The organism is Desulfocapsa sulfexigens DSM 10523 (assembly GCF_000341395.1).
Taxonomy (GTDB): Bacteria; Desulfobacterota; Desulfobulbia; order Desulfobulbales; family Desulfocapsaceae; genus Desulfocapsa; species Desulfocapsa sulfexigens.
This window is the reverse complement of record NC_020304.1, coordinates 3,529,523-3,543,932: the sequence shown is the minus strand read 5'-3', so window position 1 is coordinate 3,543,932 and position 14,410 is coordinate 3,529,523. Positions and strand designations below refer to the sequence as shown.

At 44.9% G+C, this 14,410-nt stretch carries 12 protein-coding genes and 1 pseudogene; 8 read left to right on the top strand and 5 right to left on the bottom strand.

Annotated elements, in window-relative coordinates; translation table 11 throughout:
• The first annotated feature begins 70 nt into the window (after positions 1–70).
• Together UWK_RS15800 and UWK_RS15795 are read left to right on the top strand one after the other, a co-directional pair.
• Positions 71–1,780 (top strand): DUF6909 family protein, encoded by a 1,710-nt coding sequence (locus UWK_RS15800; RefSeq protein WP_015405395.1) that lies wholly within the window; start codon positions 71–73, stop codon positions 1,778–1,780.
• Positions 1,768–3,594 (top strand): two-component system sensor histidine kinase NtrB, encoded by a 1,827-nt coding sequence (locus tag UWK_RS15795; protein WP_015405394.1) that lies wholly within the window; start codon positions 1,768–1,770, stop codon positions 3,592–3,594. The genes UWK_RS15800 and UWK_RS15795 overlap by 13 nt, the downstream gene beginning before the upstream one ends.
• Positions 3,595–3,662: 68 nt before the next feature.
• Here UWK_RS15795 and UWK_RS15790 read toward each other — a convergent pair whose 3' ends face one another.
• The 3 genes from UWK_RS15790 to glgB all read right to left on the bottom strand — a co-directional run bounded on the left by UWK_RS15790 (position 3,663) and on the right by glgB (position 6,870).
• On the bottom strand, positions 3,663–4,328 hold the full coding sequence (locus UWK_RS15790) for a DUF4126 domain-containing protein (protein WP_015405393.1): 666 nt from the start codon (positions 4,326–4,328) through the stop codon (positions 3,663–3,665).
• Between the two features lie 124 nt (positions 4,329–4,452).
• The gene (locus UWK_RS15785; protein WP_015405392.1) at positions 4,453–4,638 is read right to left on the bottom strand and encodes a hypothetical protein; all 186 of its coding nucleotides are present in this window, start codon (positions 4,636–4,638) and stop codon (positions 4,453–4,455) included.
• Between the two features lie 24 nt (positions 4,639–4,662).
• Positions 4,663–6,870 (bottom strand): 1,4-alpha-glucan branching protein GlgB, encoded by a 2,208-nt coding sequence (gene glgB, locus UWK_RS15780; RefSeq protein WP_015405391.1) that lies wholly within the window; start codon positions 6,868–6,870, stop codon positions 4,663–4,665.
• Positions 6,871–7,104: 234 nt separating this feature from the next.
• Between glgB and UWK_RS15775 the strand changes: the two genes are divergently transcribed.
• The 3 genes and pseudogenes from UWK_RS15775 (at position 7,105) to UWK_RS19655 (ending at position 8,589) form a co-directional block, all read left to right on the top strand.
• A complete protein-coding gene (locus UWK_RS15775; RefSeq protein ID WP_015405390.1) occupies positions 7,105–7,680 on the top strand; it encodes a YqgE/AlgH family protein in 576 nt (191 codons plus the stop codon).
• A 34-nt stretch (positions 7,681–7,714) separates the two neighbouring features.
• Positions 7,715–8,116, top strand: coding sequence for a YkgJ family cysteine cluster protein (locus tag UWK_RS15770; RefSeq protein WP_015405389.1), 402 nt, complete (start codon positions 7,715–7,717; stop codon positions 8,114–8,116).
• 6 nt (positions 8,117–8,122) lie between these two features.
• Positions 8,123–8,589: pseudogene (locus UWK_RS19655) on the top strand (23S rRNA (pseudouridine(1915)-N(3))-methyltransferase RlmH).
• A gap of 62 nt (positions 8,590–8,651) precedes the next feature.
• Here UWK_RS19655 and UWK_RS15760 read toward each other — a convergent pair.
• Both UWK_RS15760 and UWK_RS15755 read right to left on the bottom strand, forming a co-directional pair.
• The gene (locus UWK_RS15760; protein ID WP_015405387.1) at positions 8,652–9,344 is read right to left on the bottom strand and encodes a GTP pyrophosphokinase; all 693 of its coding nucleotides are present in this window, start codon (positions 9,342–9,344) and stop codon (positions 8,652–8,654) included.
• A 52-nt stretch (positions 9,345–9,396) separates the two neighbouring features.
• The gene (locus UWK_RS15755; RefSeq protein ID WP_015405386.1) at positions 9,397–10,212 is read right to left on the bottom strand and encodes a class I SAM-dependent methyltransferase; all 816 of its coding nucleotides are present in this window, start codon (positions 10,210–10,212) and stop codon (positions 9,397–9,399) included.
• A 96-nt stretch (positions 10,213–10,308) separates the two neighbouring features.
• On the opposite strand from UWK_RS15755, the gene kdsB reads away from it, so the two are divergent.
• The 3 genes from kdsB to UWK_RS15740 are packed head-to-tail and all read left to right on the top strand — an operon-like array spanning position 10,309 to position 14,391.
• Complete coding sequence (gene kdsB, locus UWK_RS15750) at positions 10,309–11,076, top strand: 3-deoxy-manno-octulosonate cytidylyltransferase (protein ID WP_015405385.1); 768 nt, start codon at positions 10,309–10,311, stop codon at positions 11,074–11,076.
• Between the two features lie 51 nt (positions 11,077–11,127).
• On the top strand, positions 11,128–12,054 hold the full coding sequence (mdh, locus tag UWK_RS15745; protein WP_015405384.1) for a malate dehydrogenase: 927 nt from the start codon (positions 11,128–11,130) through the stop codon (positions 12,052–12,054).
• An 18-nt stretch (positions 12,055–12,072) separates the two neighbouring features.
• Positions 12,073–14,391: a gluconeogenesis factor YvcK family protein gene (locus UWK_RS15740; RefSeq protein WP_208598477.1), complete on the top strand. Its 2,319-nt coding sequence runs from the start codon at positions 12,073–12,075 to the stop codon at positions 14,389–14,391.
• Positions 14,392–14,410 lie beyond the last annotated feature (19 nt).

The window sequence follows — 14,410 nt, the reverse complement described above, 5'->3', positions numbered from 1 at the left end:
GTCCCTGCTTTATACGTTATTCTATAATTGTTTAGAACATGGTATTTTTTTTTGATTACAGGAGTCTGTTATGGAAGAACTTTCAAAGTCTCAACGTGCCCGGTTCGCAATTCGAACATTTAAGACAATTGCAGACGCCATGATCTTAAGAGGGTATTACAGGCCTTCCGGGAGATCTGGTGAAAAGCTGTCTGAATCGCTGCAACTGTTTGAGCCTGAGATATATGGTTCAATGAATGATCATCGTATCGTTGAACTTCAAGGTCTCGAATATGTTATGGATCGGATGCCAAGGGGGGTCGAAAAGTGTAACAGGATAATACTTACGGCAGATGAAGACTTTCATGATACTTCTTTTGAGAAGGTCGTTCCTTTTAAAAGACGCAGACACTCCTATATTGTTTCTGACACGGAAATCTGTTTCGTTATTACTCGTGGATTAACAGAGATCTATGATATCCTGACCAACCTGACTTTCCTCAATCTTGAAGCTCAGAAAATTCACAGGCAGATATGTCATAAGGAGGAGGGAACCTGCTCTGAGTGGCATGAATTAGAGGGTGTTGTTCAGGGAAGCGAGAAACTCACAGGTTCTGCCTTACATCAGGCTTTGTGGAATCTTTCTATTATCCTTGGAAGAACGTACCGTGAGGCGTATGAGTCTTACGAGAGTTTTGATAGCCACCATGGAAAAAATGGAAACTATAATAATGGGCTTTTTGCAATTATCTATGCAATGGGGCAACGCATTATTGAAGAGGCGAAATCCAGGGATAATCTCCTCACTATCTATTTTACTCCATCTCTTCAGGAGATGATTGGACGTCATAAATATGCTACTCTGTGGGCTAAGAATATAAAACAAAATCTTTACAACCAGGGTCTATCTCATCGGACCATTCATGTGGTGAGTGCGAATATGCATTCAATGAAAAACATTGTTTACGGCGCCGGATTTTTAAAAAATCAGGGAAAACCTGTACCCGAAGATCTCTATGATTTGATCACTGAACTGCGTAATATTGACTATGAACTCACCGATTATGGCTCTGCCTACGGTTTTACTTATATTCATGATACTTCAGAGTCCAATATTGATGTTATGGTTTTTGATACGTCAAAAATATCAAAAGAAAACCCTCACCAATCCGTTCAATGTGATTTTGATTACATTGAAAAAGAAAAACCGGTTATTTTAGTTATTGATTATGCTTTTGGAGCACAGGCATTTGATATTCTGGACGAATTACTCTGTCCCTGTCATTTTGATGACAAGAACTTCTCCTTTAAATTCGAATCAATCAGTATAATGGGAAAGGCCGGAACACTCCCTGGTAAAAAAGGGGATATCATGCTTGCTACTGCTCACGTCATGGAGGGTACGACCAATAATTACATTGTTGATAACGATTTGGATAAAAGCGATTTCGATGAAGGGTACCCAATTCATGTTGGTCCAATGGTTACTGTTCTTGGGACATCCATGCAGAATAGACATGTGCTCACCAGATTTCATACCTCCCACTGGAAGGCCGTGGGGCTTGAAATGGAAGGTGGTCATTATCAGCGTGCCATAAGTGCAGCTATTATTCAGGGCCACGTGTCACGTAATATAAAGACGAGATACGCCTATTACGCATCGGATAATCCTTTACATGCCGGTGAAACACTGGCATCCGGTTCTTTGGGGGATTATGGAATTAAACCAACCTACATGATTACTAAGGTATTACTGGAGAAAGTCATCAACCCTCCATCGCCTGTTGTATGCGAATTATAAAAAAACATCGGTTAGCCAGCGTTTCCCCCTGGGTACTGGCAGCAGCCTGCGGATTACTTGCCGTAATAATAGCGGTTTTTGCCGTGAATAATTACCGTCGAGACAAGGCTCTGATGACTGACATTCTCCTTGAAAAAGGTGTTACTCTTATTCGTTTTGTTGCCTCCAGTTCAAGAAGTTCAATTATTACAGGTCTGCGCTCAGGGCAGGATCTTGCCGCACTTTGGCCTGGCAATGTACAACGTGTTCTTGAACATGCGGCCGGACATCCCGGAGTCAGATTTTTAGCTCTTGTTGACAATGATGGGTTTATTCTTGCTAACTCAGTTCCAGCCGCTCGAATTCAGCAGGTATCCAAGCAAACCCATGATTTTCTCCTGGCAATTGATGCAGATGCCAGTGATACCAGAACGTTTAATTATCGTATCAGTACTGAAGATAAGGGCTCTGTTTTTCAGGTTGCGGCATATTTTTCACCCATTACCAGTCGCTTACTGGAGCAATTTTCCCCGCAAGTGATGAAGAACAACTCAGAAGGAATGGGAAACCGGGTGATGCGGCTTCACGGATCCAACTCAACATGGAAAAAGAGGATAGAATCCTTAAGCCAGAAAAAATACATGATTCTCGTTGAGCTTGATATGAAGCAGTATAATAAAAGGCTGCAGCGTCAAAAACTTGAGATCATAATTTTATCCATTGTTCTTCTGCTTGTCGGTTTCGGCGGCTGGCTTTCTATCCTCACTCTTGAAGGACTGAAAGGATCTCAAAGCAGATTGCGTCGGGTTGAGGCTTTTCGCGATATCCTGATATCCTCCTTACCTGTAGGACTCATTGCAACCGATAGTAAAGGACAGATTGTTCTGTATAATAAATTCTCCGAGGAACTTACCGGAATAAGTGAAAAAATAGCACTTGGCAACAATACAGGAGTATTTGCTAAAACAGAGGCTATCCGATCGATTCTGGACGCTTCAGGAGAACGAAGAGGCGTTATCTCACAGAGGGAGGTGCAGTTGATAAATGCTCAAGGTACCTGTCATACTGTCCAGCTTAATCGTATGGCTATAGTCGATCGTGATAATCAATTCGTTGGAATCCTTCTTATGATACAGGATCTGAGTCAGGTGAAAAAACTTGAAAAAGATCTGCGTAGGAGTGAACGTCTTGCTGCTCTTGGGAAAATGGCTGCTGGGGTGGCCCATGAATTGCGCAATCCTCTCAGTTCAATCAAAGGCCTTGCCCTCGTTCTACGGTCAAAATTTTGCATTGAAAATAATGATAGAGAAACTGCCAATATTCTGGTGCAGGAAGTTGAGAGACTTAATCGCAGTATCTCTGAGTTGCTTGACTACGCAAGGCCGCAGGAGCTTCAGAAGAGTGAGTTTGATCTTCATGCCCTGCTTCAGAAATCAGTTTCATTACTCAGTATTGATGCCGAGGCTGCGGGGGTGGAGATTGTTCTCGATTTTCCTGAGACATTGTCCCCGATCTACGCCGATGAAGACAGGCTGAGTCAGGTCTTCCTCAATCTCTTTTTGAATTCCATCCAGGCTATGAGCGACGGAGGAACATTATCTGTTCGTAGTGTGAAAAGTGGTGATGTAATTGTTATCACGGTAACGGATAGCGGTTGTGGAATCAGTTCGGAAAATCTAGGACGGGTATTTGATCCATACTTTACAACAAAGCCAGAAGGAACAGGGCTTGGAATGGCAATGTCTGCAAAGATTGTTGAGGAACATGGGGGGAGCATGGTTGTGGATTCCAAGGAAGGAAAGGGAACCTCGGTCGTGATTGAGATTCCCTGTTAGCTATCCTTGGACAACGTATAGCAGAGTTTCTGACACTCCTAGCGTTTACAAATCTTTTATGGGACGCCCTATGTTAAAGGCAGTTCTTTTGGTGTTGTCTTTTCCTTGTCCTGCGAAGCTACAGGTTTTTTTCCCGAGAAGAAAGTAAGAATTGTCTGGAACACAACCTTGATACCTGACCAGAGCTTCGGGAGCAGCCAGATTGCAGTAAGAAGAAAGGCTACAAAGAAAACGAGAAAGGCCAGAGGGTAGTGAAGCATAGCAAATATCCCACCAATTACGGCCAGATCTTCAACAACTGATGCCGTCCAGTTTGAAAATGGTTCAGGAGATGTATTAATCAGAACCCTCGTACCGGCCTTGATTGTATGAGTAGTTGCTGCAACGCCACCGCCTAATATACCTGCTGTTACAACTATAGCCGGATTTACCTCACCAACGGCCCCAGCTGCAAGCATAACACCAGCGGGAATTCGAATAAATGTATGAATGGTGTCCCAGCCGGTATCGACTCCAGGGGTTTTGTCTGCAAAGAATTCAACCAGGTACATCAGGGCTGCTGCGCCAATCACCATCGGGTTTTGTAGGATAAGAAGTTGTTCAGGGAGAACCATATTACCGGTGAGACCAAGAGTTCCTAGTACTGCGATGGTTGCGTACAGATTAATTCCAGCTGCCCATGCTGTTCCCATTGTGAGAGCAAGTGTAGTGATGAGTTGTTGGTAGGCATCCATGTGTAGTTCCTTCCTCCAGGTGTTCTGGCGTTTCTAAATGGAGATTCTTTTCAGATAGCTTTGGAAATCTGATATCGACTTGGAGATAAAACTAAGCAGTGCAGTGGCTGTTGGCAAGTTTCTCTTATTCCGTGTGGAAATTTCTGTCCAGAAACTCGCACTCCTTCGGCGTCAGGTCGTACTTGATTTCAACCTGCTGCAGGAGTATTTTGCGGCTTTTTTCTGGATGATCTTCAAGAAGCTGACAGAGTTCAGCCAGTGCTAGTTTTTTCTTATCTCCAGTACATCGTGTTGGTTGCCGTAAAGACATGATGACTATTCTCCTTGAAATATTTTAACATGGTTTCAAAACAATCCCGGCAAGGGGAGGAACTGTTACATTTGCATGAAACTGTGCCTGGGCGTAGGGTTCATCAATGGTTCTGTAGATTGTCCTGTCTGCTGCATTGCTTCCGCCAAATCTGCTCTGGTCGGAGCAGAAGACTTGTTCGTAGTTGGATCCGCTCGGCAGTCCTATTTTATAGTTATAAAAGGTCTGGGGGGTGAAATTGAGAAGACAGACCAGATGATCGTCACGATTTTTAGCGAAACGTGCATAGGATATAATTGAATTTTCTCGATCCTCCAGGTCCATCCATTGAAATCCATCGGGGCTGAAATCGAGTTCCCAAAGGCTTGCATTGCTCTTGTACAGTGTGTTGAGTTCATGGAAGAAGTGGAGCATTGCTTTGTGATGGTCATTTTCGTGGAGCAGGTGGAAATCCAGGCTTTGTTTACAGTTCCACTCACGCCATTGTCCAAATTCCCCTCCCATAAAAAGAAGTTTTTTGCCGGGGTGCATCCACATTGTCAGGTAGAGAAGACGAAGATTGGCAAACTTCTGCCAGAGATCTCCGGGCATTTTGTCGATAAGAGAACGTTTTCCATGGACAACTTCGTCGTGAGAGAGCGGCAGGATAAAGTTTTCAGAAAAAGCGTACATAATGGAAAAAGTTAGACTGTTATGGTGAAACCGTCGGTAGAAACAATCTTTTTCAAAGTAGGCAAGGATGTCATTCATCCAGCCCATATTCCATTTGAAGCCAAATCCGAGCCCACCCTGATCGGCAGGTTTTGAAACTCCGTAAAAGCTGGTGGATTCCTCTGCAATCATCAAGGTGCCAGGGTGACGCTCATAAACAACTGAGTTCAGATGTTTGATAAATTCAATTGCTTCAAGGTTTTCTCTTCCCCCGTGCTGATTAGGGAGCCACTCTCCTTCTTTACGCGAGTAATCCAGATACAGCATGGATGCTACGGCATCAACACGCAGGCCGTCAATATGGTATTTGTCTATCCAGAATAGGGCATTGGCAATAAGAAAATTGCTGACTTCTTTACGACCATAATTATAAATAAAAGTACCCCACTCAGGATGGGCACCCTTTCTTGGGTCTTCATGTTCAAAAAGTGCTGTGCCGTCAAAGCGGGCGAGACTGTGTGAGTCCTTAGGAAAATGAGCAGGAACCCAATCGAGAATGACTCCAAGACCTTCAAGGTGGCAACTGTCTACAAAATGCATAAAGTCTTCAGGAACACCATAGCGGCTGGTCATGCTGAATGGACCGGTAATCTGGTATCCCCATGATTCGTCCAGGGGATGTTCCATTACCGGCATAAGTTCGATGTGGGTAAATCCGAGTTTCTTCACATAGGGGATGAGTCTGTCTGCCAGCTCTCTGAAGGTGAGAAAACGTTCAGGGTTTGAAGGATCGCGTTGCCAGGATCCGGGGTGGAGCTCGTAAATGGTCATGGCATTTTCATAGGGGTTGGCTTCTTTTTTTGATTGTTGCCAATCCCTGTCATGCCATTGATAATGATCGAGATAGCGAACCACCGATGCGGTTTTTGGCCGATGTTCGCCAAAAAATTGAAATGGATCAGATTTTTCCAGGATATCACCCCGGGTGGTGCGAATCTCAAATTTATAGATTTCATCCTCACCAATTCCGGGAAGAAAAAGTTCCCATATCCCTGAACTGCCAAGACTTCGCATGGGATGAACCCTGCCGTCCCAGCCATTGAAGTTGCCGAGCACGGAAACTCTGGTGGCTGATGGGGCCCATACGCGAAAAATGGTTCCCCTGATCTGGGAATACATGCCGGGGTGAGCACCGATATGGTCGTAGAGTTCATAATTGGTGCCAAAATTAAAGAGGAACCTGTCCTCCTCACTCAGGATTGGCATAAAACGATAAGGATCATTGATCGTTTTTTCTACACCATCGTTATAAGTGATTTTATATTGATAGGTGTAAGGATCAAGGTTTTCGTCGGTAACCGTACCCCGATCAATGGTGGCTTCAAAAATCCCCTCACTACGCACTCTTTCCATCGGAATGGTTTTCCCATCAATCAGGAGTGAAACAGACCTGGCGTGGGGCTGAAAGCAGCGAATAACGGCTGAATCCTTATCGTTGTCAGAAAAATGTACCCCCAGAACCTGAAAAGGATCATAATGTTCTGCAAGGAGGAGGCGATCTATTTGTTCTTTTATTCCCATGGGGTACCCCTAAGCTATAGAAAGCACAGAAAGATGTTTGTTTATATAAGAGTAGCAAATCCGTTAAGGAAAACATAGGGCTAAATGGGTGTAGATATAAATTATCAACCCATTCGTTGGCAAGTTCTCCATTGAACACTGCTTGACCATCGTTGACCGGATCTGTTATTGTCTGAATTTCAGAGCAGTAATACGTGATTATGCAGCTAAAGACTACCAGTGGCGGGAATCAGAATGGACGAAAGAGGAAGACCAATCATAGACACATTGACAGGGTCATTTCTCCTGTCCACTCCGCAGATGCCGGATCCTCGTTTTTCTGAACAGGTGATTTATATCTGTTCCCACGGATATGAGGGGGCTGTCGGGATTGCGGTCAATAAACCAAACCCCATTCTTGACCTGGAAGAGGTTCTTCTTACCAATAATCTTCCTGTTCCTCCTGGTTTCAGTGCCCCTGTGTATATGGGAGGGCCGGTTGAACAAAATTCCGCTTTTATTCTTTATCAGTCCGATTATGTAACTGAACATCATTTGGAGGTAAGTCCTACTGTGTATTTAACACGAAATACCAGTGTGCTCGAGGATATTTCCAGAGAACGGGGACCCGAGAAGTTTCTTTTTGCCGTTGGTTACGCAGGCTGGGGGCCTGGGCAATTGGAGCAGGAACTCGTCTCACAGGGATGGATTACAATTCCAGCTCTGGATTCCATTATTTTTGATGTCCCCGATGAGGAAAAATGGCGCCAGGCCGCTGCTATTAACGGCATTGATATTTCCATTTTTCAAGATCATATCGGTTATGCTTGATTAATCCTTAAAATTCTTCAAAATATACAAAATTATGGCTGATATAAAAGAAATATTTGAATGCACCCAATGCGGGTATTGCTGTCATGGTGAAACCACTGTTTCGCTCGATGAAAAGGATCAGAAACGGATGGTTGAGGCCCTTGGTCTTTCAGAGGCCGAGGTAAGGGAAAAGTACTGGCGTGTCACCGGCAATGTGGTGCAAATGAAGATCATTGATGGCCACTGCATTTTTTATGATAATGGCTGTACCGTCCATAAGGGCCGCCCGTGGCGCTGTGCTCAATGGCCAATGCATCCTTCCATGATTGCAGATAAGAATAACTATAAGACCATCAGCGAATCCTGTCCCGGGATCAATACTGAAATCTCCTATGAAGAATTTTGTCGAATATTCAAGGAACTTATTGATGAGCAGACAATAATTCACTGTTAAAAAAGCATGAAGATCGAATTACCCTTTCTCGGAAAAACCAAGGACTCCTTTATTGAAGAGGGGATCAAAGAATACAGTGGTCGTCTGAAACATTATACAGCTTGTAATATTTCCCTTTTAAAGGTGAAAAAAAAAAGGGATGGACTGAAGAACAGGAGCGGCAGGAAGAAGGTCAGGTTTTGCTTGCCTCCCTGCCTCCTGCAACCGTTAAAGTGGTTCTGGATTCCGGTGGCAAGCAGATAAGTTCTGAGGAACTTGCGGGCCGTATCTCTGCTTGGGAACAGGAAGGGCGTAAAGTGGTTGCATTCTTAATTGGTGGTCCCACTGGCCATTCCAGCGAAGTTTTGACCCAGGCGGATTTTGTGCTGTCTTTTTCCCGGATGACTTTTACTCATGATATGGTGCGGCTGTTTTTAATGGAGCAGCTCTATCGTGCCTACACAATAAAGGCCGGTGAGAAATACCATAAGTAGATGCCAGGAAGTTCTCAACCCTTAGCTGTCCAAATCTGCACTGACTAACCCATCTCTCTCTTTTACTTGTCTTTAAAGCCGCCTCGTTGCTTTTTGTCATTCTTCTTCTGGAGAAGGTTCCTGATAGCCGTCGCTGCTTTATCTTCAGAGGAAAGACGATCGGCAAGAGATGCAACAAGCTCGTTGTATTGTAATCTTTCCGCTTCTGCCATTTTATAATGCATCTGATGGGTCAGTTCTCCCCAGGCGTCCTGGAATATGGATCGTATCTGTATTTCACAGGTCATATGACCTGTAATGATCTGGTGCTTATTGTTTAGATGGACAATCTGGTCATAGGCGACATCACAGTGAATATGGATGGCCCGATATCCCGAAGCTTTGGGGGATTTGTTGTAATCTTCAATGGAATCAGCAAGGAGCCTGAGACGCTTTGAGTCCCTGAGAAGGTCGAGCATGCTGTAACAGTCTTCCTGAAACCAGCAGACAATGCGCGCCCCCACCAGATCGTGAATAATTTCACTTGGAAGATAAAATTCAGGCCATCCCATCTTCTCCAGTTTGAAGAGGAAGTTTTTGAGTTCCTTTGTTCTGCTCACAACTTTAATCGCTTTTCGAGGTAAACGATTTTCAAGAGTGCAGGCAAGTGCCAGTTTTTCAAGTTGAATATGCAGAAGCTGACGGATTGCCTCGAGTTCTTCGCCGTATCGATGGTAAAAACATACTGCTCGCCTGGATAATTTTTTAGGAGTCATTGGCATGATTTTCAGTTATCTGGGTTAGTGTCTATTTCAATAATAGCATAACTCATGTCATATAGACATCGTAACGACTGTTTTTCATTTTGATAACATGACTCGGTATCCGTTTATCTAATAAGGGGGCACCTTTGGGGCGCTTTACAACGACGCGGTTTTGTGCGTAATGCAGTGCAGTTCGAAGAAGTACTGCCGCGTCACTGTCATCACCGACAATTATTCTGATAAGGCGCATTTCCAGCCTGTTCAGTGCTGACTTTCGGCCATGAGGATACATTGGGTCCAGGTAAATAGTGTCAGCCTTTAGACTTGGTTGGTGTTCTGCTATAATAGTCGCAGCATCACCCTGGAGAAGGCTTAGCCTGTTTGTGACGTCGGCTTGGAGGGAAGGTGAGTCTATTGCACGTTCCAGACCATCATGCAGGAGAGCAGCAAGCAAAGGAGAACGTTCTATCATGGTTACCCTGCACCCAAAAGAAGCCAGTAAAAAACTGTCTCTGCCCAGTCCTGCCGTGGCATCGATAACCGTCGGTCTGATTCCAGGTTTAATTCCTACAGCCCGGGCCAAAGATTGTTTAATCCCGCCACCATGTTCTCTGCGATAGGTGAGTGCATCAGAGAGGAAGTCGATACACAGAGTAGCGGGCTTCTTTGTTTTGTTGTCTTGTTTCAGTTGAATTTGTAACCCTTTTTCCGTATATAGTAGGAGCAGGTCATATTTCCCCAGATCCGCAGGAGGAATTATCTCTATTTTCAACAACTCAGCAAGATCTGAAGCTTTTTCCAAAAGTGTCGGGTTTTCCGTTGCGCTTGATACTCCTATGGATAGAGGAGGCAGGGTGTTGGGAATGTAAGGTTTGACCATTATTCACGGAAAGGCGGTTCTGGTTGACATTCAAATGATCAAAACAAGATCGTATCTCTACTATACTATTACTCTCATTACCTAATACTGAATAAGATGGAAACAGAAAAACAGCACAGGGTTAAAGTCGTGGCTATTATTCCGGCTAGATACCATTCAAACAGATTTGAAGGAAAACCGCTGGCACTTATCAACGGCAAGCCTATGATTCAACACGTGGTTGAGCGTGCAAAATCCGTCCAACTCCTCAGCAGGGTGGTTGTGGCGACGGATGACCAGCGTATCGCCGATTGTGTTGCTGGCTTTGGCGGTGAATATGTTATTACCCGAAAGAATCATGTCTCCGGTTCAGACAGGCTTGCAGAAGCCGCTGAGTTGCTTGACATTTCCGAGCATGATGTGGTTGTAAATATTCAGGGAGATCAACCCCTTTTTGATGCGGCAGTGATTGAACAGGTGGCCGGTCCGCTACTCTCTGACCCGTCTCTGCCCATGTCCACCCTGATATATAAAATAATCAGACCGGAAGAAATTAATGATCCGAATCATGTAAAGACTGTTTTTGACCATGAGAACTATGCCCTGTACTTTTCACGTTCTCCTGTACCGTTTCAGCGAAACCCCGAGGAGGGGATTGTTCCTACCTACTATAAACACCTTGGTTTTTACGCCTATCGTAAGGGGTTTCTCCTTACCTTTGTTGCCCTGCCGGAAGGAGAATGGGAACGTTTTGAAAAACTTGAGCAACTACGGGCGCTGGAATATGGATACCGGATAAAAGTTATTCTAACGGAACATGATTCCATTGAAGTTGATACGCCGGAGGACTTGAAGAGGGTTGAGGAATATATTGTAAATGGCTGAGTGTGTGGATGGTTTTTAATATAAGAATAAATTAAACAGAAAGGAACGTTTATGAGAAAGAAAATAACAATTATTGGTGCTGGAAATGTAGGAGCCACCGCTGCCCACTGGGCTGCTGCAAAAAACCTTGGAGATATTATACTCCTTGATGTGGCAGAAGGAATTCCTCAGGGAAAGGCCCTGGATCTCTCACAATCCGGTCCCGTTGAGGGGTTTCATTTTGGTGTCAAAGGAAGTAATGATTATGCTGATACCGCAAATTCTGATGTCGTGATTATCTCAGCTGGTCTTGCCCGTAAGCCCGGGATGTCGAGAGACGATCTGCTCGCTATTAATGTTGCTATTGTAAAATCCTGTGCCGAGGAAGCGGTTAAGTATTCTCCTGATTGTGTGCTCATCGTGGTGACAAACCCCATCGATGCAATGGTTCACACTGCCTTTAAAGTGACCGGACACCCTAAGGAAAAAGTGATCGGTATGGCAGGTGTACTGGATTCAGCCCGTTATCGTACCTTCCTCGCCCAGGCTATCGGTGTGGCTCCAAAGGATGTCAATGCTCTTGTACTCGGTATTCATGGAGATAACATGATGCCTATGGTGCGTCTTGCTAATGTGGCTGGAGTACCTATTACCGATCTCCTCTCAGCTGAAGAGATTGATGCCATTGTTCATCGTACTCAGACTGGTGGGCTCGAGATTGTTAATCACCTGAAAACAGGCTCAGCGTTTTATACTCCCGGTCTTGCTGCAGTTGAAATGGCCGAGGCAGTACTCACCGATTCAAAACGTGTCCTTCCATGCGCCGCGTATCTGGAAGGTGAATTTGGAATTTCCGGTTATTTCCTCGGTGTTCCCGTTGTTATTGGCGAGAATGGGGTCGAGAAGATTCTTGAGTTTGAACTCACTGCTGAAGAAAAAGAAGCTTTGCAGCTTTCCGTGAAAGCGGTTGAAAAACAGATGGAAGCGACGGGACTGTAGAGGGAATCGAAAGTGGAAGTGAAAGAGACAACAGAGTTAGTAGAATCCGGCGTGGCCGAATGCCTCAAACAGATAGACCGGAAAGCTCTTTCACCTTTAGACCTGCTCCCCCATACTGACATTCGTGAAAAACTGGTGGAACTCGTCCTGGCTGGAGTTCCAGACGGGCTTCCACCAGAGACCGCAACCGATCTTCAACGAGTTAAAAACAGTCTCAACCAGGAGCCTGTTTCCCACCTCAATGTTGTGGTCTTTGGTGGAGGAACCGGGCTCTCGACCATTATTGGTGGGGACAGTCGAGCCGAATCCTGGGTAAATGATCCTTTTCAGGGGCTGAAAGCGCTTTTTCCAAAAACCAGATCCATAGTTTGTATAACCGATGACGGCGGTTCGACGGGTGAACTGCTGAAAGATCTGCCGCTCATTGCTCTTGGTGATATTCGCCATGTGCTGCTCTCCTCCATCCAACTTGCCAGACTACAGGAATATTACTCGCTTACAGAGATTGAAGCGGCTCAGTGTGTTAAAATTCTTGCTCGTGTATTTAACCACCGATTCAGTGAAAAGCCAACGAGCAACACCAAGTTGCTTCACGATTGCGGATTGATCGGTGACGCTGACACTGTTCTTCCGGCAGCCATATTCGGCTCGCTTGAACGGATTATTCACAAGCTTTTTGTTGATCCCCGCCTTCAGGTTACTTTGAATCGGCCCCATTGCCTTGGCAACCTTATTCTCGTCTCCTCCATTTATGAACAGATACCCGCTCATTTTACTAATGCAGCGCTTATTAGCGAACCCGATCTGATCCGTCAGAATATTCATAGGGGAATTGCTTCCCTTTGTACAATTCTCGGGGCCGACGAACATGCTGTTATGCCGTGTACATACGTGCCTGCTGAGCTCAGTCTACGATACACAAACGGTGTTCAGGTGACAGGAGAACACAAATCAAGTGAGGCCAGAAGGGGATACCCTGTTGATACGGTTCTGATCAATTTCTGTGCGGAACCTGAAGTGAGTGACGATGTCCTTGGGCTTATTCATAATGCAGATATTATGATCATGGCCCCTGGAAGTTTGTACAGTTCCCTGGTGCCGATTTTTCAGGTACCAAAGATTGCAGAGGCCGTGAAAAATAACAGGAAGGCCTTGAAAATTCTTGTATCTAATCTTTGGGTTCAGGCAGGAGAAACGGACATCAGTATTTACAACCCTGAACGAAAGTTTCTTCTTTCCGATCTGTTGAAGGCCTACGAGCGCAATATTCCTGGAGGAACTGGAGGGCTCTTTGATAAGGTGTTGTGTCTCTCTTTGAAAGACGTGCCTGCTACGGTCATTCAGAACTATGCGGTTGAGGGGAAAATTCCTATTTATCTCGATCGTGATGAAGTGAGAGAACAGGGAATTATTCCTCTGGAATGCGGGATTTATTCCAGGACAGCGCTTCGGGATGACGGAGTAATCAGGCATGATCCGAAACAGTTTGCACTGGTTGTCCGTACTCTTTGGGCAATTGCATCTACCCTGCCAGTTCCGCTCGTTTCAGGTTCCAGAAAGTCTCAAGTCGTCGATCCCAAACGAAAATACCTGACCTCCATGCAGGTTCCGTGTCTCCGCTATACAAAAATAAATGAATATCTGTCGGGGCTTCGGATTGAACTGTCCAGAAACTCACACAAGAAGGTGGATGCAATAAAGCAGACTCTGCGGGAAATCCTCTGGACTCATAAAGATATCCCCATGGAACATCTGCTGTTCGTCAAGGGAATACAGTGCATTGCCGATAAAAAATGGAAAAGAAATCAAAACTGGGATAAAGTTTTTTCCTTTTATGACCCCGAGGATTGCATGGTGAAAATTCGCCAGGATCAATTTTCCTCCAATGTCGACTTTGAGATCGCATTTCTTGTCGCCCTTGGCCAGGGACTTCTTGGGAATTATGCTGCCCGTAAAGAAATTCGTCCCCTTGTTTCAGGTAAGAGTTCTCTTGGCAAAGCCTATCATCTTTACTTAAAGCCTTTTAGCGAGAGAGTGTGCTATTTTAGTGATGAGGCGCTTGCTCGGTATTTGATTCTGGCGAGGATGGTCCCTGATTCCTCCGATGCCACCCATTTCACCCGCCTTGTAAACGGCAGGGAGGGGTTCACTCCTCCCGGTCTTTTGATGGGCCTTACCTATGCCTGGTACCTTGATAACCGTTTTGCTTCACATATCGAATACAAGATGGCGGTAATGAAAATTGATCCCTCCGATCTTATTCCAGAACAGGTGCGTATGAAAAGCAGGAGGGAGCGATTGACTGTTTTCTTCCGAGAAATGGTTTTTAAACATTGATTGATGTGTTGAAGTGAAA